The organism is Streptomyces sp. SS8, from assembly GCF_054072955.1.
Genome location: NZ_JBSVCZ010000024.1, coordinates 38,085 through 58,497, shown reverse-complemented (window position 1 = coordinate 58,497; position 20,413 = coordinate 38,085). Strand labels below are relative to the sequence as shown.

Here is a 20,413-nt window from a genome sequence, read left to right as displayed (position 1 = left end):
GCGGCCGCCTCACGGCGACCGCCACCTTCACTGTGCGAGACCGTCGGATGCCCGGGGCGCGGGTCAGCGCAGCGGGCAGCTGCCGCGGTACTCCTCGATGGCGAGGCTGGGCCGGGGCAGCGGGCACAGGAACTGCTCGTAGCGGGTGTCGTTGTCCACGAAGCGCTTCAGCCAGGAGATGCTGTACTTCGCGATCTCGGTGTTCGAGACGTTCGGCGCGAAGTGCGTGGCGTTGTTGAGCTCCATGTACGCCCGGTTGGTGGTGGACGGCAGGCTCTCGTAGAAGGGCTCGGCGTGCGAGCGGACCGGGGCGATGCTGTCGCCGTCGGCGCCGACGATGAAGGTCGGGACGGTGATCTCGCGCCAGGTCTTGTCGAGGTTCCACGGGGTGAGCGGGATCGCGGCCTTCAGGGAGGGCCGCTCCTTGGCGGCCTCCAGGCTGCCTCCGCCGCCCATGGAGTGGCCCATGACCGCCAGGCGGCTGCTGTCGACGCGGCCGCGGACCGAGCTGCGCTGGGTCAGGTAGTCCAGCGCGGCCAGCAGCTGGTCGCCGCGGCTGCCGGGCTGGTCGTAGCGGGTGATGGTGTCGATGGTGAAGACCACGAAGCCCTGTGAGGCCAGGCGGGGTCCGTACCAGGCCATGCTGGACTGGTCGGCGGTGTAGCCGGGCGAGATCGCGACCGCGCCGAAGGTGCCGTCGCTGGTGGTGGTCGGGTAGTAGATCGTCCCGCCACCGAAGCCGGAGACCAGGGAGGACACCCGCTCCTCGGAGACGGAGTAGGGGCCGCGGACGGCCTCGATGCTCCGCTCGGTCGGGGCCGGGCCGCGCTCGTAGGGGTTCTCGGCGGTCTGGACGGCGGCCGTCGCGGCGCCGGCGTCCTGAGCGGCCTGGGCGGTGGGCAGGGCGACGCCCACGCCGCCCAGGACCATGGCCAGGGCCACGCCCAGCTTCGTCAGGCGGTGGGGGGTGCGGCGGCCTCTGGTGGCAGTGCCCGGGGTCGTGTCGTGCTGCTGCGGCTCCATGCTGACCCTTTCCAGGTGTGTGAGGGGTGACCTTCTGGGGTCGGACGGATGCATCGTGGTGCCGGAGCGCGCGGCTCCGCATCGGTGAAACCGCCGGTTCCGGCCGAGACCGGGTGCGGACGCGGCCGGCATCACGGGCGCGGCGCCGGAGCCATTGACGTACCGGTCGGTATGCCGCGAGGATAAGCAAGCGCTTAGTCGTGGCCCGTGAAGGAGATCCCGTGCCCCCTGCGAACGCCCCCGTGACCGACCCGGACGAACTGCGCCGACGTACCCAGGCGCTGCTCGCGGAGCACGATCCGGCCGTCACCGAACCACTCGACTTCCTCCGCGCCCGCTACGACGCGGGCCTGGCCTGGGTGCACTTCCCCCACGGCCACGGCGGACTCGGCGCGCCCCGCGTCCTCCAGGCCGTGGTCGACGCCGAGCTGGCCGCCGCCGGCGCCCCCGGCAACGACCCCGGCCGCAACGGCATCGGCCTGGGCATGGCCGCGCCGACGATCCTGCGCTACGGCACCGAGGAGCAGAAGGAGCGCTTCCTGCGCCCGCTGTGGACCGGCGAGGAGGTGTGGTGCCAGCTGTTCAGCGAGCCCGGAGCCGGCTCCGACCTGGCGGCACTGGCCACCCGGGCGGTACGCGAGGGCGACTCCTGGGTGGTGGACGGCCAGAAGGTGTGGACCTCCAGCGCGCACAACGCCCGCTGGGCCATCCTGATCGCCCGCACCGACCCGGACGTCCCCAAGCACCGCGGCATCACCTACTTCGTCTGCGACATGACCGACCCCGGGGTCGAGGTGCGGCCGCTGCGCCAGATCACCGGCGAGGCGGAGTTCAACGAGGTCTTCCTCACCGGCGTCCGTGTCCCCGACGCCCACCGGCTCGGCGGGGTGGGGGAGGGGTGGAAGGTCGCCCAGACCACCCTCAACAACGAGCGCGTCGCCATCGGCGGCCAGCGCATGCCGCGTGAGAGCGGCATGATCGGCAAGGTCGCCGCCACCTGGCGCGAGCGCCCCGAACTGCGCACCCACGGCCTCCACCAGCGGCTGCTGTCGGGCTGGGTCGGCGCCGAGGTCGCCCGGCTCACCGGTGAACGGCTGCGCCAGCAGCTCACCGCGGGCCACCCCGGGCCCGAGGGAGCCGGGATGAAACTCGCCTTCGCCCGGCTGGCGCAGGAGCTCAGCGGCCTGGAGGTCGAGCTGCTGGGCGAGGAGGGCCTGTCCTACGACGACTGGACCCTGCGCCGCCCCGAGACCGTGGACTTCACCGGCCGCGAGGCCGGCTACCGCTACCTGCGCGCCAAGGGCAACTCCATCGAGGGCGGCACCTCGGAGGTCCTGCGCAACATCATCGCCGAGCGGGTGCTGGGGCTGCCCGCCGAGCCCCGCACCGACAAGGACCTCCCCTGGAAGGAACTGGCCCGATGACGGACCTTCTCTACTCGGAGATCGAGGAGGAGCTGCGCGCCAGCGTCCGCGCGCTGCTGGCCGACCGCTGCCCGCCCGAGAACACCCTGGCCCGCTGTGAGACGGGCGAGCCCTACGACCGCGCGCTGTGGCAGACCCTCGCCCGCGACCTGGGCGCTGCCTCCCTGGCGGTGCCGGAGGAGGCGGGCGGCGCGGGGGCCTCGGTGCGCGAGGTGGCCGTGGTGCTGGAGGAGCTGGGCCGGGCGGCGGCGCCGACGCCGTACCTGGGCAGCGCCGTCCTGGCCACCACCGCACTGCTCGCACTGGATGACGCGGACGGCGGCGACGGCGCGGCGGAGGCGGCGAAGCTGCTCGCCTCCCTCGCCGCGGGCGAGCGCGCCGCCGCACTGGCGGTACCGCTCTCCGCGGTGCCCGGGACCGGGGACTTCCCCTCAGCCGTACGGGCCGACAGCGCGGGCACCCTGACCGGAACGGTCACCTCGGTCGCCGACGCCGCGGCCGCCGACGTCCTGATCGTTCCGGCCGAGGGCCGGGACGGGCCGGGGCTGTACGCGGTGGAGGCCACCGCCGCCGCCCTGGCCGTCGTACCGCGCACCTCCCTCGACCTCACCCGCCCGGTGGCCGACGTGACGTTCACCGGCACCGCCGCCCGGCGGCTGGCCGGCGCCGGCCAGGCCCCCGCCGCACTGGAGCGGGCGCTGCTGACCGGCGCCGGACTGCTCGCCTCCGAGCAGCTCGGCATCGCCGAGTGGTGCCTGGCCGCCACCGTCGCGTATCTGAAGGACCGGCGGCAGTTCGGGCGGCAGCTCGGCTCGTTCCAGGCGCTCAAGCACCGGCTGGCCGATCTCTGGCTGGAGGTGGTCGGCGCACGGGCCGCCGCCAGGTACGCCGCCGACACCCTGGCCACCGGCGACCCGGACGCCCCCGTGGCCGTCGCGGTGGCCGCCTCCCACTGCGGGGAGCTGGCGGTACGGGCGGCCGAGGAGTGCGTCCAGCTCCACGGCGGTATCGGTATGACCTGGGAGCACCCGGCGCATCTGTACCTCAAGCGCGCCAAGGCCGACCAGATCGCGCTGGGCACCCCCGACCGCCACCGCGCCGCGCTCGCCGTGCCGGCGGACCTGCCGGCGCCGATGGGCTGAGCCCGGCGGCCGCGCGGGGAGGCCGGGAGCGGGAGGGGGGCTCCCGGCCTCCCCGTCCTCGCACCCGGCCCGGCCCGCGTTCGAACGGGGGGCGCCGATGTCGCGGGATGGTGCGATGATCGCGCACCATGAGGAGTCTGCGGAACAGAAGACGGCACAGGGAGATCGTCGACGTCCACCTCGTGCTGCGGCGTGGCGAGGAGGTGCTGCTCGCGCGCCGGGCGGGCACCGGTTACGCGGACGGCCTGCTGAACGCGCCGTCCGGTCACGCCGAGGACGGTGAGGACGTCCGGGAGGCGGTGCTCCGGGAGGCGTACGAGGAGATCGGGCTGCGCCTCGCGCCCGAGGAGCTGAAGGTCGCCCTCGTGATGCAGCACCGCTCCCCGACCGGGGACCCCCGGATGGGCTGGTTCTTCGAGGCCTGGGCGGATCAGGGGCGCGAGCCGGTCAACGCCGAGCCCGACAAGTGCTCGGAGCTGGGCTGGTTTCTCCAGGGTTCTTTACGTGTAGCGCCTTGTGGCACCTCTTGCGGGTGACTTGCCGCCGGAAGCCGTATCTCAGGGGGTGATGCGGTCGTTGCGGCATGTTGCCCACGAGCGAGCGGAGGACCACGAGTGAAGGCGTTCCCGGTGAAGTTGCCGTCCGGCGAGCGGTACTGGACGGTGCTGGACGATCAGATGGCGGTTGTTCCGGAGGCGGATGCGTTCCTGCGGCACGTTCGGTTCGGACGAGCACAGGCTGAGCTGACCACGAAGGCGTACGCCGGTGCGGTGGCCCTGTACCTCCGATGGTGTGCGCGTACAGGACGGGCATGGACGACTGCGGCGGCGGACCTTTCCCTGTTCATGACATGGCTGCGCTACGCCTCTGCGGAGCTGACGGGTGTTGCGGCGCCGGCCGTCGGCTCCGCGATGGTGATGACCGGCCCGGGCATGAAGCGTCAGCGTGGCGAAGCGAGGATCGAGAACGTCCTGGTCGGTGTGCGGACCTTCCTTCGTCACGCTGTGAACACTGGCAGCGCGCCTTCCGCTGTACTTGCTCAGCTCTATGAGCTGGGAGACGACCGTGACCTTCCGTTGGAAGCCAAGGGCGAGCGGATGGCCTATCGCCTGCGAGCCCAGCACCGCGTGAGCGTGCCCCGAGCACGCCGGGACCGTGCGGCCGATGAAGAGGTCCTTGCTCTGCTGAGCGCTTGCCGTCTCGCGCGCGACCGGTTCATCGTGCTGCTGCTCGCTCGTGCTGGCCTGCGCCGTGGTGAGGCGGCCGGGCTGCGCCGCGAGGACATGCATTTCATGCCGGATTCCTCGCCGCTCGGATGCAAGGTGAGCGGCTCCCACGTCCACGTCGTGCGCAGGGCGAACACCAACGGGGCCTGGGCGAAGTCGGTACGCGAACGGTGGGTTCCCGCGGACTGGCTGGTCGTGCAGGCATACGACCAGTACGTGCTGGAGCGACTGTCGTTTCCGCACGGAGAGCACAGTGATTTCGTCCTGGTCAACCTCCTGCGTGGCCACCTCGGTGCCCCGATGTCCCCGGACGCTGTGACTGAGCTAATCGAGCGGTTGGGCCAACGTGGCGGGGTCGACCGCGCAGTGACCGCCCACATGCTCCGGCACGGATTTGCGAGCAATGTGGGCGACAGCGGCGGCACCGTGGATGAGATCGCGAAGCTGTTGGGCCACTCCCAGCTCGCCAGCAGTGAGCCGTACCTGCATCCGGCTCAGCACCGGATCCGCGAGGCCGTCGAGCGAGTCCCCTCGCCGGTCGGTGGCTGGGGTGGCCCGCGGTGACCAGCGGCCTGGTGTCCCTTGTTGCTCCCGCGCTGGCCCCCGGGCCGACTGAGGAGCTTGCGCAGTGGTTTTGGAGCCTGATCAGACCAGATTTCCCGGCGGAGATCGGCTTCGACCGGAACCTGAATATCCTCAGGCCCCCGGCCGAGCATCCGCTGCTGGGCTGGTCATCGTGCAAGGTCGTGGACTGCGACGTGGTGGTCTTGTCGCGTGGCAGGTTCTGCTCGTCCTGCTGCCGCCGACAGAGCGAGTCGGGCATCAGCGACGTTGACTTCGCCATACTGCCTCGGCCGGACTCCCGGCGTCGTCGCTTCGTGCAGAACTGCGTGGTGCCCCGGTGCGAGCGGCCGTGGATCGACGCGCCACGCTCGCTGTGCTCGTCGCACTACTACCAGCAGAGCATGGTGCTCAAGTGCTCCCCCGCGGAGTTCCTCGCCCGCACAGACCTGGTCCCGCTACCCGGTCTCGGGCCGTGCTCGGTTGCCGCCTGCACCCGCCAGGCGGGCGTCTTGAAGTCGATGGTGTGCCACGCGCACAACTGCCGCTTGGTTGACGACCGGCGTGCGAATCCGGATCTGGACATCGAACTGTGGAAGGCCACCCAGACGCCCATCCCCGAGGGCGCCGAAGTCAGCTTCCGCGGACTGCCTGATCTGGTGGTTGCCCAGCTGATTTACGGCATCCAGCAGCGATGCGCCGACGGCGCCCTGACCACGCATCACCGGCTGCGCAATCTCACCGCCTGGCTGCGCCGCCAGCAGGTCTCTTCCCTGGAGGACATCGACCCCCTGCAAGTCGTGGCCAGCGGAATGGACCGACTCACCCGCGGCCCGCTGACGACGATCACCACCTCGGTCAAACGGGCGCGGCTGACACCCGAGACCGAGTATCCAAAGGACCACTGGGACCTGACCGTCTTCGGACACAGCGGCACCATCGACTTCAGCGGCATTTCACAGCCATGGCTGAAGGAAACTGCCAAACGCTGGGCCCGGCACACCGCGCCGCAGATCCGGGGAGAAAAGGCCGGAGCCAGCTTGCGCAAGAAGGTAAACGATCTCGGCATGCTGTCCCAAAGTCTGCAGGCCCGCTCCGATCACGGTGACGATCCCCGGGAGCTCGGCCGCCAGGACATCGAGAACTTCCTGAACCGGATGTCCCACCTGCACGCCACCGGTCGGCTCAGCGCCTACCAGCGTCGTGGCGTCATCTATACGACGGGCCACATCATCAAGCGGATGCGCAGTCTGGGGCTGACCCGGGCGGGCGAACCGATGCACGGGCTGCCCGACCACTTCTCGATGCTCCGGGGCGATCTGCCGACCAAACCCGAGCCTGACGAAGCCGGGCAGGACCTGCCCGCGGAGGTCATGCGGCAGCTCTGCGGCGAACTTCACCGCATCGAGGAGCGCTCCGAGCCGGAGGCGAGGGTCGGCATCGAGCTGCTCATCGACACCGGTCGGCGACCGGACGAGGTCTGCGAGCTTCCCTTCGACTGCCTTGACCATGACGGTGAAGGCAAGCCCGTACTGCTCTACAACAACAGCAAGAAGAACCGCCCTCGACGTGAGCTGCCTCTGCACGAGTCCACTGCCGAGCTCATCCGCACGCAGCAACGGGCCGTTCGTGCCCGGTTCCCCAACACCCCTGCGCGAGAGCTGAAGCTGCTGCCGTCGCCCGTCCGAAATCCTCGCGGCAGCAAAGCGATCACCGAGAGCGCACTGAGCGGGAACACCCGGATCTGGGCCAACGCGCTCCCCGACATCACGCTGGACGACGGCACCGTGTTCGACAAGGCGAAGATTTTCCCCTACGCCTTCCGGCACACCTACGCACAAAGGCACGCCGACGCCGGAGTTCCGGTCGACGTCCTGTCCAAGCTTCTTGATCACGACACACTGGAAGCCACCCGGGGCTACTACCGCGTCAAGGAGAAACGACTGCGCCAGGCAGTCGACAAGGTCACCCGGCTTCAGTTCGATCGCCATGGCAACCGCACTTGGCAACAGGCCAGAGCCCTCCTCGATGCCGAACGCAACCGCCGCTCCGTCGGCGAGGTGGCAGTGGCCTTCGGACGCTGCTCCGAACCGACCAACGTCTCCGCCGGCGGCGGACAGTGCCCTCTCCGATTCCGCTGCCTGGGCTGTGATCATTTCAGCACGGACGTCTCCTACCTGCCCGAACTCCGCAGCTACCTGGATGACTTACTGCGGACCCGTGAACGCCTGAGCGCCATGACCAGCGCCGACGAGTGGGCCAAGCGCGAAGCAATGCCCTCGGACGAGGAGATCGATCGGGTTCGACGCCTCATCCGCCGAGTCACCGAGGACCTGGGCTCGCTGACCGAACAGGAGCGAGGCGAGATCGAAGAAGCCGTCGCCACGGTCCGCAAGACCCGGCAGGGCTTCCTCGGAATGCCCAAGATCCGACAGCCCCTGCCCGATGTCCGTCCGGAGCGTCCGGCGTGACACCCCAACCGAGCACGAGCGAGCGCCTCGCCCAAGGTCGTCGGAACGACTCCGAGCGGCGTCGCCAACGCGTCCTCAACGTCCTCGACCAACTCGCCCGCAACGGTGGCACCGTGTCTGTCTCCGCCGTCGCGCGAAGCGCTGGAGTCGACCGGACGTTCCTCTACCGGCACCCTGACCTGCTCGCCCATGTTCACGCGCTGGCCACCGAACCACCTCCAGACGCAGGCAGGGGCCCGACGGTCAGCCGGGCGTCACTACAAGCAGATCTCTTGGCAGCCAATGCGCGAGGCACCCGCCTGACCGAACAGGTCCGGCAACTCGAACAACGCCTGTCCGAAGCCCTGGGCCAGCGGATCTGGCAAAGCACCGGCATCGGACCGCCCGCGGATGTCGACAGGCTGCAGGCCCGCATCACCGAACTGGAACAGCAGAACCTCGACCTACGCCTGCAACTCGAGGAGAAGGACGAGGAACTGTCCGCCGCACGGGCCGCGAACCGCGAGCTGACCAAGGCCGTCAACCAGGGCTGCTCTTGAATGATCTTGATAAGGGGGCTCGGGAGCGGGGGCAGGGCCTTGCCCGAGAAGTGCTCATTTCACGTGGCGCGGCGGTCATCGATTTTCACGGAGAGGTGTGGCCATGGCTCGGTGAGCCGTGCCAGGCCGTCGGCCGTGGTGCTGCTTGCCACACGCAATGACCTCTCGGGGAGGAAGTGGACGGTGGTTCCGGTCGTGTGGTTGTCGACGATCGGTTGCAGCTCCGTGGTGGGCACGCCGTGTTCGTACCGCTGGGTCCAGGATCCGTTGCGGCGGCGGTTGGTATGGACGAGCCACGTGCTGAGTGCGGCGACGACGGACATGCCCCGACGAGGGTGCGTGTCGGGCAGGGATGGTGCATCGGGGTGATCGAAGAATCGGAGGTCCTTCGTCGCCATGACCGGCTTCTTCACGATGCGCCCGTGCTCGTCGAGGCGCGTGTCGGTGCCCCGTCCGTTGTCTGCGATGGCCACGGAGCCGTCGGGGTAAAGGGTGATGCGGCAATGCCCGCCGTTGCCGCATTCGGCCTCGTCGGCCGCGTAGGCGACGACTTCGAAGATCAGGTGCAGGATGCCGCTGGGGGCGAAGGCAGCTGGGTCCTGGCGGATGTGCTCGAGATGGTCGAGGTCGACGGTGCTCGCCCAGTCGTGCGTGGTGTTGCGCCAGGCCGCCCTTGGGGTGCTCATCCAGGAAGTATGCCGGAAGCCGCGAAACCACCGATCAGCCCTGGCCAACCCTCGAAACGCCCCCCGAAAACTGCAAGGTCCCGCGGATCGACTCGATCGGACGGGAGCTCGTGACCCGAACCTGAGACAACTCAAGAACAGTCCTCAATCAGGCATCTGGGAGAATCTGATGACCAGCCGCTACCGCAGCATCGTCGATGTCTACGTGCTTCTACGCAGAGCCGACGGACGCATCTTGCTCATGGAACGCGCCAACACCGGCTACGCGGACGGCCAGCTCTGCCCACCCAGCGGACACCTCGAAGCCGGAGAATCCGTGATCGCTGGCGCGATCCGCGAGGCTGCTGAGGAAGTCGGCGTCGAGCTCAGCGAAGCCGCTCTCGACTTCGTGCACGTCGTCCATCACCGCAACGGCAACGAAGAAGCACGCATCGGCTTTTTCTTCCTCGCAGACAACTGGCGGGGCCAGTCGATCAACCGTGAGCCCCACAAGTGCGCACAGCTTCTGTGGGCCGACCCGACGGATCCACCCGCGAACACCGTGCCTTACACGGCCGCCGCTCTAGCGCAGATCACCAAGCAGCAGCCGTTCTCCCTCGACGGTTGGGGACTCTGATCCCTTTCACCACACCTGTTGCAGAAAGAGATCGACACATGGACCGACTTGAACTGGGAAAACAGCTCTCGTCGGCGAGCGAACAGGCAGGTCAACCCCAGAGAAGCTGGTTCCCGCTGGCGGCACTGCCCGGCGACATGGTCGCCTACTGCCGGGCCGGGCTGGAGGCGTACCGGGCGGGCCACCGCTTCGCGCTCCACTGGCACCGGCCGGGGGACTCCATCGCCCACGACCCGGCCGCTCCCGACCGGGTCGTGGTGCTTCCGGCCACCTGACGCCCGCGGAGGCGGGCGCGGTGTCCGGGGCGTCCGTCCGGCAGGGGTCGGCCGGGGTCGGCCGGACGGACCCGGCCGGACGGGGTCAGCCGAACTGCACCGAGCGCTTGGCCAGTCCGGCCCAGAAGCCGTCGACGACCGTGCGCTGGGCGCCCAGGTCGGCCTCGCCCGCTCCCAGGGAGACGAACAGCGGCGCGAAGTGGTCGGTGCGCGGGTGGGCGATCCGGCCCGCCGGGGCCCGGTGCTCGAAGTCGAGCAGGGCGTCGAGGTCCGACCTCTCCAGGGCCTCGCCGCCCCACGCGTCGAACTCCTTCGACCAGGACGGAGCCTCGTCGGGCCCGGTGCCCCACGTCAGACCGCGCAGGTTGTGGGTGAAGAAGCCGCTGCCGACGATCAGCACGCCCTCGTCGCGCAGCGGGGCCAGCCTGCGGCCCAGCCGCAGCAGCTCACCGGGGTCCAGGGTGGGCATCGAGAGCTGGAGCACGGGGACGTCGGCGTCGGGGTACATCTCGGCCAGCGGCACGTACGCGCCGTGGTCCAGACCCCGGTCCGGCGCGTCGTGCACCGGGGTGCCCGGCCCGGCGAGCAGTGTCCGCACCTTCGCGGCCAGGGCGGGGGCGCCCGGGGCCGGGTAGGCGACGCGGTAGTAGTGCTCGGGGAAGCCGTGGAAGTCGTACACCAGGGGCACGGTCCGGGTGGCGGCCAGCGTCACCGGCGCGGACTCCCAGTGGGCGGAGACGATCAGCACGGCCTCGGGCCGCGGCAGCTTCGCGGACCAGTCGGCGAGCTGCGAGGTCCACAGGGCGTCGTCGGCCAGCGGCGGGGCGCCGTGGCTGAGGTACAGCACGGGCATGCGGCCTGCCTCGGAGCCGCCCGGGGCCGGGGAGGTGGTCGCGGTCATGGCGGTGCCTTCCGTTTCTTCTGTGCCCCCGCCCTCCGGGCTCGCGTGGAACCGCGTGTCCAAAGGGCGGGGAGGGGGCGGGTCAGGAGCGGACCAGCAGGGTCGCGCCCGCGACGACGACGGCCAGCGCGACGGCGGCCGCGCCGTGGGAGAGCCGGTGGGAGCGCAGCACGGGCAGGAAGCGGTCCACGGCCCAGCGGCCGGGACCGGAGAGGGTGAGCGCGGCGGCGCCCGCGGCGAGGAGGAGTTCGTATTCCACGCCCTGAGGAGCGAAGAAGCCGCCGCCCCACTTCACCGCCACCGCGTTGACCATGGTCCCCAGTACGGCCGCCCCGGCGAGCGGGGTGAGCAGGCCGAGGGCGAGGGCGAGGCCGCCGAAGGTCTCGGTCAGGCCGGCGATCACCGCCATCGCCTCGGGCGACGGGTAGCCGAGCGAGGCGAAGAACGGCCCGGTTCCCTCGACGCCGCCTCCGCCGAACCAGCCGAACAGCTTCTGCGCGCCGTGCGCGGCCACCGTCAGGCCGAGGGCGACACGCAGCAGCAGGAGCCCGGCGTCATGGGTGGGGAAGGAGGGTGCCGGGGCGCCGGCGGAGTGGGAACGGGTGTGGGTGTGGGCGCCCGTGGTGGTGTCGGTGCCGGGGAGGGGGCCGGTGGAGGCGGCCATGTGTGTTCTCCTGCTCTGTCGTTCCAGTGGTTCAAATTCGAATCACTTGCTCGTGGCGAGCGTACAGCTTGGTTTGAATTTGAACAACCGCGTACGATGGAGGCATGAAGGAGCCCCGATGGCTGGACGAGCTGGAGATGGCGGCCTGGCAGGGCTTCCTCGAAGCCGGCAACCGCGTCACCCGAAGGCTTGAGCAGCAGCTCAAGGACGAGGCGGGCCTGTCCCACCCGCAGTACGAGATCCTGGTCCACCTCGCCGAGGCCCCCGGCGGCGAGATCCGCATGACCGAACTGGCCGAACGGCTGATCACCTCCAAGAGCGGCCTGACCTATCAGGTCGGCCAGCTGGAGAGGCGGGGCCTGGTGCGGCGCCGCGCCTGCCCCACCGACGTCCGCGGCGTCTTCGCCGTCCTCACCGAGGAGGGGCGCGAACTGCTGCGCACCGCTGCCCCCGGCCATGTGGCGACGGTGCGCGAGGCGCTCATCGACGTCCTCGACCGCGAGGAACTCGCCGTCCTGGCGCGGGCGCTGGGCGAAGTCGGCCGGCGGCTGCGCGACTGAGCGGACGGCAGGAACGCCGTGCGGGCCCCGTCGCCGTACGGCGACGGGGCCCGCACCGGCGGTGTCCAGCCAGGTCAGCGGTACAGCTTGTCCACCGCCGTGCGCGTCGTCTCCTTGAAGTCCTTCACCGGGGCGTGCTCGAAGGTGCCCATCTGGCCCCAGGCGACGACCGTGACCGTGTGCCCGTCGCGCCCCACGCCGAACAGGTGGATCCCGTACTCGGACTCCGGCGGGATGGTGTGAACGCCGTAGACGCGGGCGCCCTCCTCGACATCGACGCGGCCGTAGTCCTTCCACTGGGCGGACGCTCCCGGGTGCCGCTCCCGGAAGTCCGCCGCGCAGTCGCGCACCGACGCCTCGGCCTCGGCGGCCAGCCTGCGGGCCGCGCCGACGCCGGAGGCGCGCACCGTGACCTGGACGGCACTGGTGTCCAGGTCCGTGTGGAACTCCCGGTGCCAGGAGCCCTGTTCGGGCAGAGCATCCTCCAGACAGAAGACCGGGTTCTCCGGAACCCCCGGTGCGACCTCGCCCGCGTACCACGGCGAGAACGGGTGCGGCGGAAGCTGCCCGGGGGAGAGGAAGGCGGGTGCGCCGGTCAGTACGGGCCCGGCCTGCGCCGTACCCGGAACGGTCAGCGCCACGGCCGCGGCAGCCACCGCCGTCACGGCGGCGGCGAGGCGGTTGCTGCGGGTGCGGATGGGCATCGTCTGCGTCCTTTCGTCCGGTGGCCGGTCGTCAGGTGGTCGGCGATCCGGCACCACGAGCCTGGGACGCCCCGTCGCCGGGCGGCAACACATTCCGGAACAAGCGGGACGCGGGAACGTTCGCGCCTAGGCTGACCTGTGGAAACGCACGTGCCTGGAACGCACTTCCCGGAACGGCGCGGACGAGGGGGATCGCCATGGGAGCCGCACGGGGGACGGAGGAGTTCGCCTCCTTCCTGAGGGAGTTGAAGGACCGGTCGGGCCACAGCTACGGCACGCTGGCGCGCCGGCTGCACACCAGCACCTCCACACTGCACCGGTACTGCAACGGCCGGGCGGTACCGGTGCAGTACGCCCCTGTGGAGCGGCTGGCGAGACTGTGCGGCGCGACTCCCGCGGAACTGCTGGAGCTGCACCGGCGGTGGATGCGGGCCGACGCGCTGCGCGGAATGGAACCGGAGCGGCCGGGTTCGGTGGGGCGCGTTCCCGAACCGGACTCCGAGCCCGAGCCCGAATCCGTGCCCGAGCCCGCTCCCCGGCGGAGCCGGCTCCGGCCCGGGCCCCGGTCCCGGCTCGGGCGGTGGCCGCTGCCCGCCGTCCCCACTGTGATCGCCGTACTCGCCGCGGTTCTCGCCGTCGCGGTCACCACCGCGGCGTACCTCCTCCCCGACCGCACCGGCCCGGAGCGCCGCACCGCTGGCGGGCCCGTCACCTCCGCGCCGGAGACGGGCGGCGGCGCCGACGCCATGCCGGCCCTCCCCACGTCCCCCTCCCTCCCCTCGCCCTCCCGGTCCCAGTCCTCGGCCGGGAAGGACGGGGAGGCCGGAGGCGGCGCGAAGCCGGGCCGCACCCCGAGGGTGGACCCCTCCCGGGATCCGGAGGGCGGCGACCGGGAGCGCGAGCGCGGCGGTGCGCCGGGATCGGTCCCGCTGAGCTGGTCCGCCCGCTCCCATGTGTGGCGGCACGGCTGCGGCCACAGCTACCTGATCGATTCGCCGCCCTCCCGGATCCCGCCGCCGCCGGCCCCGCAGGACGCTTCCTCCTGGGCCGGCGCCCTCGGCGCGGTGCACGGCGGCGAGACCATCGTGGAGGCCACCGTGTACGGCACCGGGACGGCCCCCGTCGTGGTGGAGGCCCTGCACGTCCGGGTGGCCGAACGCCGCGCCCCCCTGGACCGGCCGGTCTACCGGATGGACGACGGCTGCGGCGGATCACTCACCCCGGCCGCCTTCACGGCAGACCTGGACGCCCCGCGCCCGCAGGCGGAACCCGTGGACGGCTACGACGGCGAGGGCGGCCGGCCCCTGCCCGCCACCCGTCTGCCGTACCGCGTCACCGCCGACGACCCCCTGGCGCTGCGCGTGGAGGCACGGACGGAGGGCTGCGACTGCGACTGGTACATCGAGGTGGAGTGGAGCAGCGGCGACGACAGCGGCACCCTCCGCATCGACGACGGCGGCCGGCCCTTCCGCACCAGCGGCACCAAGGGCCGGCCGGAGTACCGCTGGGCGCCGGAGACCGGTATCTGGGAGCGCGGCTGACGTGCTGGTGCACAATCGACGCACCTCGCGCACCTCGCGCCATCCGATGTTCCGATCCGCAGCAGGAGAAGTGCCGTGCCCCTGAGCATCACCGTCGACCCGGAAGCCCCCGTCGCCCCCTACGAGCAGGTGCGCGCCCAGATCGCCGAGCAGGCCCGCGGCGGCGGGCTGCCGGTCGGCCACCGGCTGCCCACCGTGCGCGGGCTCGCCGGGGAGCTGGGGCTGGCGGCCAACACGGTGGCCAAGGCCTACCGCGCGCTGGAGGCCGACGGGGTGATCGAGACCCGGGGCCGCCACGGCAGCTTCATCGCCGCCGCCGGGGGCACCGCCGCCCGCGAGGCCGCCGCGGCGGCGCGGTCGTACGCCCGGCGGGCGCGGCGTCTGGGCCTGGACCGGGCCGCCGCGCTCGCCGCGGCCGAGGATGCGGTCGCCGCCGAGTACGACGGCCGGGACTGACACCCTCTCAGCCCGTCTCCAGCCGTTCCCGGGCCGCCATCAGGGCGAAGCCCAGCAGGTTGAGCCCGCGCCAGCGCGCCGGATCCGACGCCCGCTCGTCGTCCGCGGCCAGCCCGATGCCCCAGATCCGGTCCAGTGGGCTGGCCTCCACCAGCACCCGCCCCCGCGTGGTGAGCAGGAACGCCCGCAAGTCGCCGTGCCGCCCGAACTTGTGGACACAGCCCTCGACCACGATGCCGAAGCGGTGCCGGGCCCAGACCTCCTCGTCGAAGCCCCGCACCGCGCGGCCGGCGGCCTTGGCCGCGCCCGGCTCCACCGCGGTCAGGCCCCGATCCTCGGCCGCCGCGTCGCCGAACAGCCTCGCCTTGGCGGCCATCATCCAGTGCTCGGCGGTGGGATAGGGGACACCGTCCACGGTGAACGGCGAGGGCCACCACTGGCTGAGGCACCACGGGCCGGGCGAGTCGTCGCGCCGCCTTCGGGGCGGGGTGTGCCCCCAGAAGTGGAGGTACCTGATCCGCTCCCCGCGGGCCTGCCGCCCGGCCAGTTCCGCCACCGGATCGCCCGCGCGCTCCCCGGCGGCCCGGCGGGGAGGAGTCACAGGTACATCCCCTCGTCCGAACGCCCCGGCTGCGGCGGCACCGAGGCCGGGCCCGAGCCGCGGCGCAGCGCGTACAGCTCGGCCAGGGTCGCCCCGTCGCGGCCGACGCCCTCCTCGGCGCCGAGCCAGTTCACGGCCTCGGAGCGCGTCAGCGGGCCGACCTCGATGCGGGCCAGACAGCGCCCGGGGCGGACGACCGCCGGGTGCAGCCGCTCCAGGTCCTCGTTGGTGGTCAGGCCGACCAGGACGTTGCGGCCCTGGCCCAGCAGCCCGTCGGTGAGGTTCAGCAGCCGGGACAGGGCCTGGCCGGTGGCGTGCTTGGCCTCGCCGCGGATCAGCTCGTCGCAGTCCTCCAGGAGCAGCAGCCGCCAGCGCTCCCGGCCCGGCCGGTCCGGGGCGCCGTCCTCCTCGCCGATGGCGATGTCCATCAGATAGCCGACCTCGTTGAACAGCCGCTCCGGGTCGAGCACGCAGTCCACCTGGCACCAGTCCTGCCAGGAGCGCGCCAGCGTCCGCAGGGCGGAGGTCTTGCCGGTGCCCGGCGGGCCGTGGAGCAGCAGCAGCCGACCGGTGATGTCGTCCGGGGTGGTCTTCATCAGCCCGTCCATGGCCTCGGCGACCGGGGCGGTGTAGTTGCCGCGGATCTCCTCCCAGCTTCCGGCGGTGATCCGGCGGGTGGTGCGGTACGGGCCGCGCCGCGGGGAGTTGTACCAGAAGCCCATGGTGACGTCGTCCGGCCGGGGCGCGGGCTCGTCCTCCGCGTCCTCCACCGCGGCCTTCAGCGTCCGCTCGGCCAGTTCCTCGCTGACGGCCGTCACGGTCACGTCCGCGCCGCGGGACCAGCGGGAGACCAGCACCGTCCAGCCGTCGCCCTCGGCCAGCGTCGCGCCGCGGTCGCCGTCGCGGGCCGAGCGCAGCACGGCCGCTCCCGGCGGCAGCAGGGCCATGCCCTTGCGCACCCGTTCCAGGGAGCGGCTGCGGGCGTGCGGCTGCTCACCGGTGGTGAAGCGCCCCAGGAAGAGGGCGTCGATGACGTCGGAGGGGGAGTCGCTGTCGTCGATGTTGAGTCGGATGGGCAGCGACTCCTCGGTCGGCACGGCACGGCGGTCGGCACACATGGCCCCATGATCGGGCACGGGGGCCCCGTGCGCACGCAGGTTTCCGGCGCCTCACCGGGATTCGGCGGACGCTCAGCGCAGGACGACGGCCACGACGAGGGCGGCCAGCAGCAGGACCAGCAGACCGGCGACGAGTGCCAGCACCCCGCGCGGTCCCCGGTCGGCCTCCCAGGAGCCCGGCGTGTCCCGGCGTCCGCCGCTCCCGCCGCCCGCGCCCTCACCGCTCCCGTCCTCACCGGACGCGGGTGAGGGCGAAGGAGGAGAGGAGGAAGGGGAGGCGGCGGCGCGCGGGCCGCCGCCGGCCGCGGCCACGCGCAGCGGCCGTTCAGCTCCGGCGGCGTCCATGCGCTCGGCCGGGTCCGCCCGCAGCAGCCCCTCCAGCACCGGCGCCAGCGCGCCCGCCCGCCGCATGGGCGGCAGATCGGCGTCGGTGTACGCGGCGAGGGAGCGCAGGGTTTCCCCGGGAGTGCCGCGCCGGAACGGCGAGACACCCTCCACGGCCAGGTACAGCACCACGCCCAGGGCCCACAGGTCCGCGGCGGGGCCCGGGTCCTGGCCCCGTGCGCACTCAGGGGCGAGGAACTCGGGCCGGCCGACCGGCGCACCGGGCCGGTCGTGGGCCGTGCCGGTCTTCACCTGCGCGGTGCCGAAGTCGGTGAGGACGACCCTGTTGTCGTTGCCCAGCAGGATGTTGGACGGCTTGACGTCGCGGTGGGTGATACCCGCCTCGTGCGCGCTGCGCAGCGCCGAGGCGACCCCGGCGCCGATCCGCGCGGCGCCGGCCGGGGACATCGGCCCGTCGGCCTCCAGCACGGCGGCCAGCGACAGGCCCCGCACCAGTTCCATCACCACCCACAGGCGGCCGTCCTCGATCACCACGTCGTGGACGGTGGTGGCGTTGCGGTGGGAGATGCGTCCGGCCGTCATGGCCTCCCGCTCCAGGTGGGAGTAGAGGGCGCGCACCTCGGCCGGGGAGAGCTCCGCCGCCGCCCGCACCTCCTTGACCGCGACCTCGCGGCCCAGCACCTCGTCGCGGCCCTGCCAGACCACGCCCACCTCGCCGCGGCCCAGCTCGGCGGCGAGGCGGTAGCGGTCGGCGAGCAGCCGCCCGCTGTCACCGGTGTTCATCATCGTCCCCCGTTCCGGCCCCGCCGTGGGGCCCGTCGGATGCTGTTGTCTCGTACGGTGTTCGTCAACCCCCTTGCGGGGAAGGTGGATCGAGTGACCGGAATACCCGTGGGTCACGGTCGGGAGATAGGGTTACCCTGCCCGGGCCGGGAGCCCTCGTTTGGGTGGGGAGAGTCATGGAACAGATAACGGTACGCAGCAGGGCGCGGATCCCTGCGATCCAGTGCGGGAGCGGTGCGACCGGTTCGCGCCTGGACCGGCACTTGAGCGTGCTGGCGGGGCCCGCCGTCTCCCAGGATGACACGGCGGAGGCGGCCTTGCTCATGCGCGAACTGACCGCGCGCGACGCGGTGCACATGCGCTCCCGCAGCAGGGGCGCGCGGGTCTCCCTCTTCGCGCCGCTGCGGCGGCTGCGGCGCTCCCTCTTCGGGGGCCACGCCTAGAAGCCGTCCGACGGCCCGGCGCCGTGTCCGGCCGTTTCCGGAGCACCCCGGGCCGGAGCATGAAGGTTTCGGCTCAGGGCTCCGGGAGGCCGGCCTCCCCGCGGCGGGCCGGGCGTCACGGCCCGGCCCCGGCCGCCTCCCCGCACTCTCCCGGTACTCCGCTCCCGCGACCGGCGGCCGCCCGCCGCCGGTGGGAGCCGATTTCTCACAGCAGCGCCAACTGCCCCTCGGGTCCCTCCTCGCGATGATCCAGCACGGAGGCCGGGCGCCGCGCCGCCGAAGGCGGCGGCAGCACACCGGCCTCCCGCAGCGCGGACACCCCCACCGCCGGGCGCCCGGCCAGCCGGCCGGCGAAATCGGCGCGCGCCTCGCGCAGCCCGTCGAGGAGGGTGAGCGAGGTGATCAGCTCCAGCAGCTCCGAGGTCCACCGGGGTGACCAGGCATTCGGGCGCACCGCCGCCAGCGTGCCGGGCGCGGCCGGGGCCGTACGGCGGGCGAACCAGTCGGCGAGCACCCGGACGCCGCCCGACTCGAACTCCCAGGCACCGCGCGCCACCGGCGCTATCCGGCCCTCTCCCACCCACAGGGCCTCCTCCCGCGCGTCGTGGCGCAGCGCGTCCGGGGCCGGGTGCTCGGGCAGCGCGGCCCGCACATAGGGGCGCCGCCCGCCCGGCAGACGCGGGCGGGAGCCGTCACCGCAGCGGGCGCCGCGGGTGTGCGCCCGCAGCACCTCGCGGCCCAGCGCGACGCCCTCCCGCCACATCCCGGGGTCCGCGGTGAGCGGCACGGCATGGCCGCCCGGGGCGCCGGGGGCGGGGCGTACCGCGGCGGCCGTCCAGGCCAGCACGTCCTCGGCCGTCACCGGTGTGCCCAGCGTCCCGGCCAGCAGATCGGGCAGTCCGGGGGCGAGGTTGGGCTCGCGGCCGCCGGGGCGCCGGTACAGGGGGCGTACGCGGCCGGGGCGGGAGGCGGTGGCGACCGGGAGCAGTTCGGTGAAGACCGGTTCCGGGGTGGGGGAGCGGGGCGCGGCCGGAGGCTCGACCAGGAGGATCTGCCGCTCGTCGGCGACCCGCCACAGCTCCGGCCGGGCGGCGTCGAGCAGGCGGTGGTCCGGTATCAGCCACTGCCGGTCGTAAGGCCCGCACAGCACCCGCACCGGCTCCGGGCACGGCCCGTCCTCCCGGTCCAGCCGGCCGGTGGGGGCGCCCGCGTCCGCGGGGCCGGGCAGCCGGGGCACGGTGGTGCGGGTGGTGCGGGCGCGGGTGGGGACGAACAGCGCCTCGCGCTCGTCGCCGAAGGCCCGCAGCAGCGCGGCCCAGCGGGAGCGCAGCGACGCGTCGTCCGGCGCCGTCACCCAGTCCCGGCCCGGCCGGACCGTCCGGACCGACCAGGGCATCAGCTCGTCGAGCGGAACGTCCTGGCCGCTGTCGCCGCCCGTCCCGGCACCCACCGTTTCCCTCCCCGCTGCCCTTCCCGTACGGTCTGCCGCACGCATGCTACGGACGTGGACCGGTCCGGCGTGGATCAGTCCGCCTCCACGGTGACGGAGAAGGAGAAGCGGTCGCCGCGGTAGTGGATGCGGGCCACGTCCACCACCCGTCCGCTCTCGTCGTAGGTGACGCCGGTGTAGTGCAGGATCGGACTGAGCAGCGGCACCTGGAGCAGTTCGGCCGTCTCCGGGTCCGCCAGCCGCGCCTGGACGGTGTCGGTGATGCGGCTGATCCGCACCCCCACGGCGTCGCGCAGCACCTTCGTCATGGGCCAGCGCGCCAGGTCCTCCAGGTCGATGCGGCCGGCCAGTTCGGGGCGGACGAGGTTCTCCGCCCAGTTCGTCGGCTCGCCCGTCTCCCGGTCGCGGCGCAGCCGCCGGTAGGCCACCGCCTCGGCGAGGCCGGGGAAGTACTCGGCCAGTTCCCCGGGGACCGGCCCGGCGCTGTGCCCCAGCAGCACCGTCTCCTCGCCCGACTGCTGGGCCACGATGGCGTCCACCGAGCCGAGCAGCCGTACGGGGGACCCGCTGCGGGCGCTCGGCTCGATGAAGGTGCCGCGCCGCCGGTGCCGGGAGATCAGCCCCTCGTTCTCCAGCTCCTTGAGCGCCTGGCGCATGGTCAGGACGCTGACGCCGTAGTGCTCGGCGAGCCGCTCCTCGGTGGGCAGGCGCAGGGGCGCGCCGGGGGAGCGGCCGAGTATCGAGGCGCGCAGGGACTGCGAGACCTGATACCACAGCGGCAGCTTGCGGTTCAGCGCGAGAGAGTCGGGAGCGAAGGTGGTCACGGCGGCCTCCGGACGGCCAGGCTGGGTTGCCGGGTGTTGCCGGGCCGCCGCGTCACGGCA

The 20,413-nt window shown here is 72.5% G+C and carries 21 protein-coding genes and 1 pseudogene; 12 read left to right on the top strand and 10 right to left on the bottom strand.

Going from position 1 to position 20,413, the window contains the following annotated elements; translation table 11 throughout:
- Positions 1 to 63 precede the first annotated feature (63 nt).
- Complete coding sequence (gene bdeA, locus ACW69E_RS21670) at positions 64 to 1,023, bottom strand: bis(hydroxyethyl) terephthalate hydrolase (protein ID WP_457499937.1); 960 nt, start codon at positions 1,021 to 1,023, stop codon at positions 64 to 66.
- Between the two features lie 242 nt (positions 1,024 to 1,265).
- On the opposite strand from bdeA, the gene ACW69E_RS21665 reads away from it, so the two are divergent.
- The 6 genes and pseudogenes from ACW69E_RS21665 to ACW69E_RS21640 all read left to right on the top strand — a co-directional run bounded on the left by ACW69E_RS21665 (position 1,266) and on the right by ACW69E_RS21640 (position 8,386).
- Entirely contained in the window at positions 1,266 to 2,447 is a 1,182-nt protein-coding gene (locus ACW69E_RS21665; protein WP_457499981.1) for an acyl-CoA dehydrogenase family protein, read from the top strand.
- The gene (locus tag ACW69E_RS21660; protein ID WP_457499936.1) at positions 2,444 to 3,589 is read left to right on the top strand and encodes an acyl-CoA dehydrogenase family protein; all 1,146 of its coding nucleotides are present in this window, start codon (positions 2,444 to 2,446) and stop codon (positions 3,587 to 3,589) included. Before ACW69E_RS21665 ends, ACW69E_RS21660 begins: the two co-directional genes overlap by 4 nt.
- Positions 3,590 to 3,741: 152 nt before the next feature.
- A pseudogene (locus ACW69E_RS21655) lies at positions 3,742 to 4,077 on the top strand (NUDIX domain-containing protein); the annotation flags it as partial.
- A 126-nt stretch (positions 4,078 to 4,203) separates the two neighbouring features.
- Positions 4,204 to 5,379, top strand: a complete 1,176-nt coding sequence (locus tag ACW69E_RS21650; protein WP_457499935.1) for a tyrosine-type recombinase/integrase — start codon at positions 4,204 to 4,206, stop codon at positions 5,377 to 5,379.
- Positions 5,376 to 7,847 (top strand): tyrosine-type recombinase/integrase, encoded by a 2,472-nt coding sequence (locus ACW69E_RS21645; protein WP_457499934.1) that lies wholly within the window; start codon positions 5,376 to 5,378, stop codon positions 7,845 to 7,847. The genes ACW69E_RS21650 and ACW69E_RS21645 overlap by 4 nt, the downstream gene beginning before the upstream one ends.
- Positions 7,844 to 8,386, top strand: a complete 543-nt coding sequence (locus tag ACW69E_RS21640) for a DUF6262 family protein (RefSeq protein WP_457499933.1) — start codon at positions 7,844 to 7,846, stop codon at positions 8,384 to 8,386. Before ACW69E_RS21645 ends, ACW69E_RS21640 begins: the two co-directional genes overlap by 4 nt.
- A 59-nt stretch (positions 8,387 to 8,445) precedes the next feature.
- Here the strand turns inward: ACW69E_RS21640 and ACW69E_RS21635 are convergent, their stop codons facing one another.
- Positions 8,446 to 9,072, bottom strand: coding sequence for an ATP-binding protein (locus ACW69E_RS21635; RefSeq protein ID WP_457499932.1), 627 nt, complete (start codon positions 9,070 to 9,072; stop codon positions 8,446 to 8,448).
- A gap of 169 nt (positions 9,073 to 9,241) precedes the next feature.
- Between ACW69E_RS21635 and ACW69E_RS21630 the strand changes: the two genes are divergently transcribed.
- Both ACW69E_RS21630 and ACW69E_RS21625 read left to right on the top strand, forming a co-directional pair.
- Entirely contained in the window at positions 9,242 to 9,688 is a 447-nt protein-coding gene (locus ACW69E_RS21630) for an NUDIX hydrolase (RefSeq protein WP_457499931.1), read from the top strand.
- Between the two features lie 38 nt (positions 9,689 to 9,726).
- Positions 9,727 to 9,963, top strand: a complete 237-nt coding sequence (locus ACW69E_RS21625; protein WP_457499930.1) for a hypothetical protein — start codon at positions 9,727 to 9,729, stop codon at positions 9,961 to 9,963.
- Between the two features lie 85 nt (positions 9,964 to 10,048).
- On the opposite strand, the gene ACW69E_RS21620 is transcribed toward ACW69E_RS21625, so the two are convergent.
- Entirely contained in the window at positions 10,049 to 10,864 is an 816-nt protein-coding gene (locus tag ACW69E_RS21620) for a dioxygenase family protein (protein WP_457499929.1), read from the bottom strand.
- A gap of 82 nt (positions 10,865 to 10,946) precedes the next feature.
- A complete protein-coding gene (locus ACW69E_RS21615; RefSeq protein ID WP_457499928.1) occupies positions 10,947 to 11,528 on the bottom strand; it encodes a DoxX family protein in 582 nt (193 codons plus the stop codon).
- Between the two features lie 104 nt (positions 11,529 to 11,632).
- Here ACW69E_RS21615 and ACW69E_RS21610 point away from each other — a divergent pair, with 104 nt between their 5' ends.
- Positions 11,633 to 12,088 carry a MarR family winged helix-turn-helix transcriptional regulator gene (locus ACW69E_RS21610; RefSeq protein WP_457499927.1) on the top strand — a complete coding sequence of 152 codons (456 nt, stop codon included), beginning with the start codon at positions 11,633 to 11,635 and terminating at the stop codon, positions 12,086 to 12,088.
- 74 nt (positions 12,089 to 12,162) lie between these two features.
- On the opposite strand, the gene ACW69E_RS21605 is transcribed toward ACW69E_RS21610, so the two are convergent.
- Positions 12,163 to 12,792, bottom strand: a complete 630-nt coding sequence (locus ACW69E_RS21605) for a hypothetical protein (protein ID WP_457499926.1) — start codon at positions 12,790 to 12,792, stop codon at positions 12,163 to 12,165.
- Positions 12,793 to 12,989: 197 nt separating this feature from the next.
- Here ACW69E_RS21605 and ACW69E_RS21600 point away from each other — a divergent pair, with 197 nt between their 5' ends.
- Both ACW69E_RS21600 and ACW69E_RS21595 read left to right on the top strand, forming a co-directional pair.
- Positions 12,990 to 14,333: a helix-turn-helix domain-containing protein gene (locus tag ACW69E_RS21600; RefSeq protein ID WP_457499925.1), complete on the top strand. Its 1,344-nt coding sequence runs from the start codon at positions 12,990 to 12,992 to the stop codon at positions 14,331 to 14,333.
- A 75-nt stretch (positions 14,334 to 14,408) separates the two neighbouring features.
- On the top strand, positions 14,409 to 14,789 hold the full coding sequence (locus tag ACW69E_RS21595; RefSeq protein ID WP_457499924.1) for a GntR family transcriptional regulator: 381 nt from the start codon (positions 14,409 to 14,411) through the stop codon (positions 14,787 to 14,789).
- 7 nt (positions 14,790 to 14,796) lie between these two features.
- Here ACW69E_RS21595 and ACW69E_RS21590 read toward each other — a convergent pair whose 3' ends face one another.
- The 3 genes from ACW69E_RS21590 to ACW69E_RS21580 all read right to left on the bottom strand — a co-directional run bounded on the left by ACW69E_RS21590 (position 14,797) and on the right by ACW69E_RS21580 (position 17,639).
- On the bottom strand, positions 14,797 to 15,345 hold the full coding sequence (locus ACW69E_RS21590; RefSeq protein WP_457499980.1) for an NADAR family protein: 549 nt from the start codon (positions 15,343 to 15,345) through the stop codon (positions 14,797 to 14,799).
- A gap of 41 nt (positions 15,346 to 15,386) precedes the next feature.
- Positions 15,387 to 16,508 (bottom strand): DUF5925 domain-containing protein, encoded by a 1,122-nt coding sequence (locus ACW69E_RS21585; protein ID WP_457499923.1) that lies wholly within the window; start codon positions 16,506 to 16,508, stop codon positions 15,387 to 15,389.
- 72 nt (positions 16,509 to 16,580) lie between these two features.
- Positions 16,581 to 17,639: a serine/threonine-protein kinase gene (locus ACW69E_RS21580; RefSeq protein WP_457499922.1), complete on the bottom strand. Its 1,059-nt coding sequence runs from the start codon at positions 17,637 to 17,639 to the stop codon at positions 16,581 to 16,583.
- Positions 17,640 to 17,812: 173 nt separating this feature from the next.
- Between ACW69E_RS21580 and ACW69E_RS21575 the strand changes: the two genes are divergently transcribed.
- Positions 17,813 to 18,079 carry a hypothetical protein gene (locus ACW69E_RS21575; protein ID WP_206348223.1) on the top strand — a complete coding sequence of 89 codons (267 nt, stop codon included), beginning with the start codon at positions 17,813 to 17,815 and terminating at the stop codon, positions 18,077 to 18,079.
- A gap of 205 nt (positions 18,080 to 18,284) precedes the next feature.
- Here ACW69E_RS21575 and ACW69E_RS21570 read toward each other — a convergent pair whose 3' ends face one another.
- Positions 18,285 to 19,475: a type ISP restriction/modification enzyme gene (locus ACW69E_RS21570; protein WP_457499979.1), complete on the bottom strand. Its 1,191-nt coding sequence runs from the start codon at positions 19,473 to 19,475 to the stop codon at positions 18,285 to 18,287.
- A 128-nt stretch (positions 19,476 to 19,603) separates the two neighbouring features.
- Positions 19,604 to 20,353: a GntR family transcriptional regulator gene (locus ACW69E_RS21565; protein WP_457499921.1), complete on the bottom strand. Its 750-nt coding sequence runs from the start codon at positions 20,351 to 20,353 to the stop codon at positions 19,604 to 19,606.
- Positions 20,354 to 20,413 lie beyond the last annotated feature (60 nt).

Coding starts and splice junctions, on each gene's coding strand:
- bdeA (WP_457499937.1), bottom strand. CDS start 1,023: ATGGAGCCGCAGCAGCACGACACGACCCCGGGCACTGCCACCAGAGGC.
- ACW69E_RS21660 (WP_457499936.1), top strand. CDS start 2,444: ATGACGGACCTTCTCTACTCGGAGATCGAGGAGGAGCTGCGCGCCAGC.
- ACW69E_RS21635 (WP_457499932.1), bottom strand. CDS start 9,072: ATGAGCACCCCAAGGGCGGCCTGGCGCAACACCACGCACGACTGGGCG.
- ACW69E_RS21630 (WP_457499931.1), top strand. CDS start 9,242: ATGACCAGCCGCTACCGCAGCATCGTCGATGTCTACGTGCTTCTACGC.
- ACW69E_RS21625 (WP_457499930.1), top strand. CDS start 9,727: ATGGACCGACTTGAACTGGGAAAACAGCTCTCGTCGGCGAGCGAACAG.
- ACW69E_RS21620 (WP_457499929.1), bottom strand. CDS start 10,864: ATGACCGCGACCACCTCCCCGGCCCCGGGCGGCTCCGAGGCAGGCCGC.
- ACW69E_RS21615 (WP_457499928.1), bottom strand. CDS start 11,528: ATGGCCGCCTCCACCGGCCCCCTCCCCGGCACCGACACCACCACGGGC.
- ACW69E_RS21610 (WP_457499927.1), top strand. CDS start 11,633: ATGAAGGAGCCCCGATGGCTGGACGAGCTGGAGATGGCGGCCTGGCAG.
- ACW69E_RS21605 (WP_457499926.1), bottom strand. CDS start 12,792: ATGCCCATCCGCACCCGCAGCAACCGCCTCGCCGCCGCCGTGACGGCG.
- ACW69E_RS21600 (WP_457499925.1), top strand. CDS start 12,990: ATGGGAGCCGCACGGGGGACGGAGGAGTTCGCCTCCTTCCTGAGGGAG.
- ACW69E_RS21585 (WP_457499923.1), bottom strand. CDS start 16,508: ATGTGTGCCGACCGCCGTGCCGTGCCGACCGAGGAGTCGCTGCCCATC.
- ACW69E_RS21580 (WP_457499922.1), bottom strand. CDS start 17,639: ATGATGAACACCGGTGACAGCGGGCGGCTGCTCGCCGACCGCTACCGC.
- ACW69E_RS21575 (WP_206348223.1), top strand. CDS start 17,813: ATGGAACAGATAACGGTACGCAGCAGGGCGCGGATCCCTGCGATCCAG.
- ACW69E_RS21570 (WP_457499979.1), bottom strand. CDS start 19,475: ATGCCCTGGTCGGTCCGGACGGTCCGGCCGGGCCGGGACTGGGTGACG.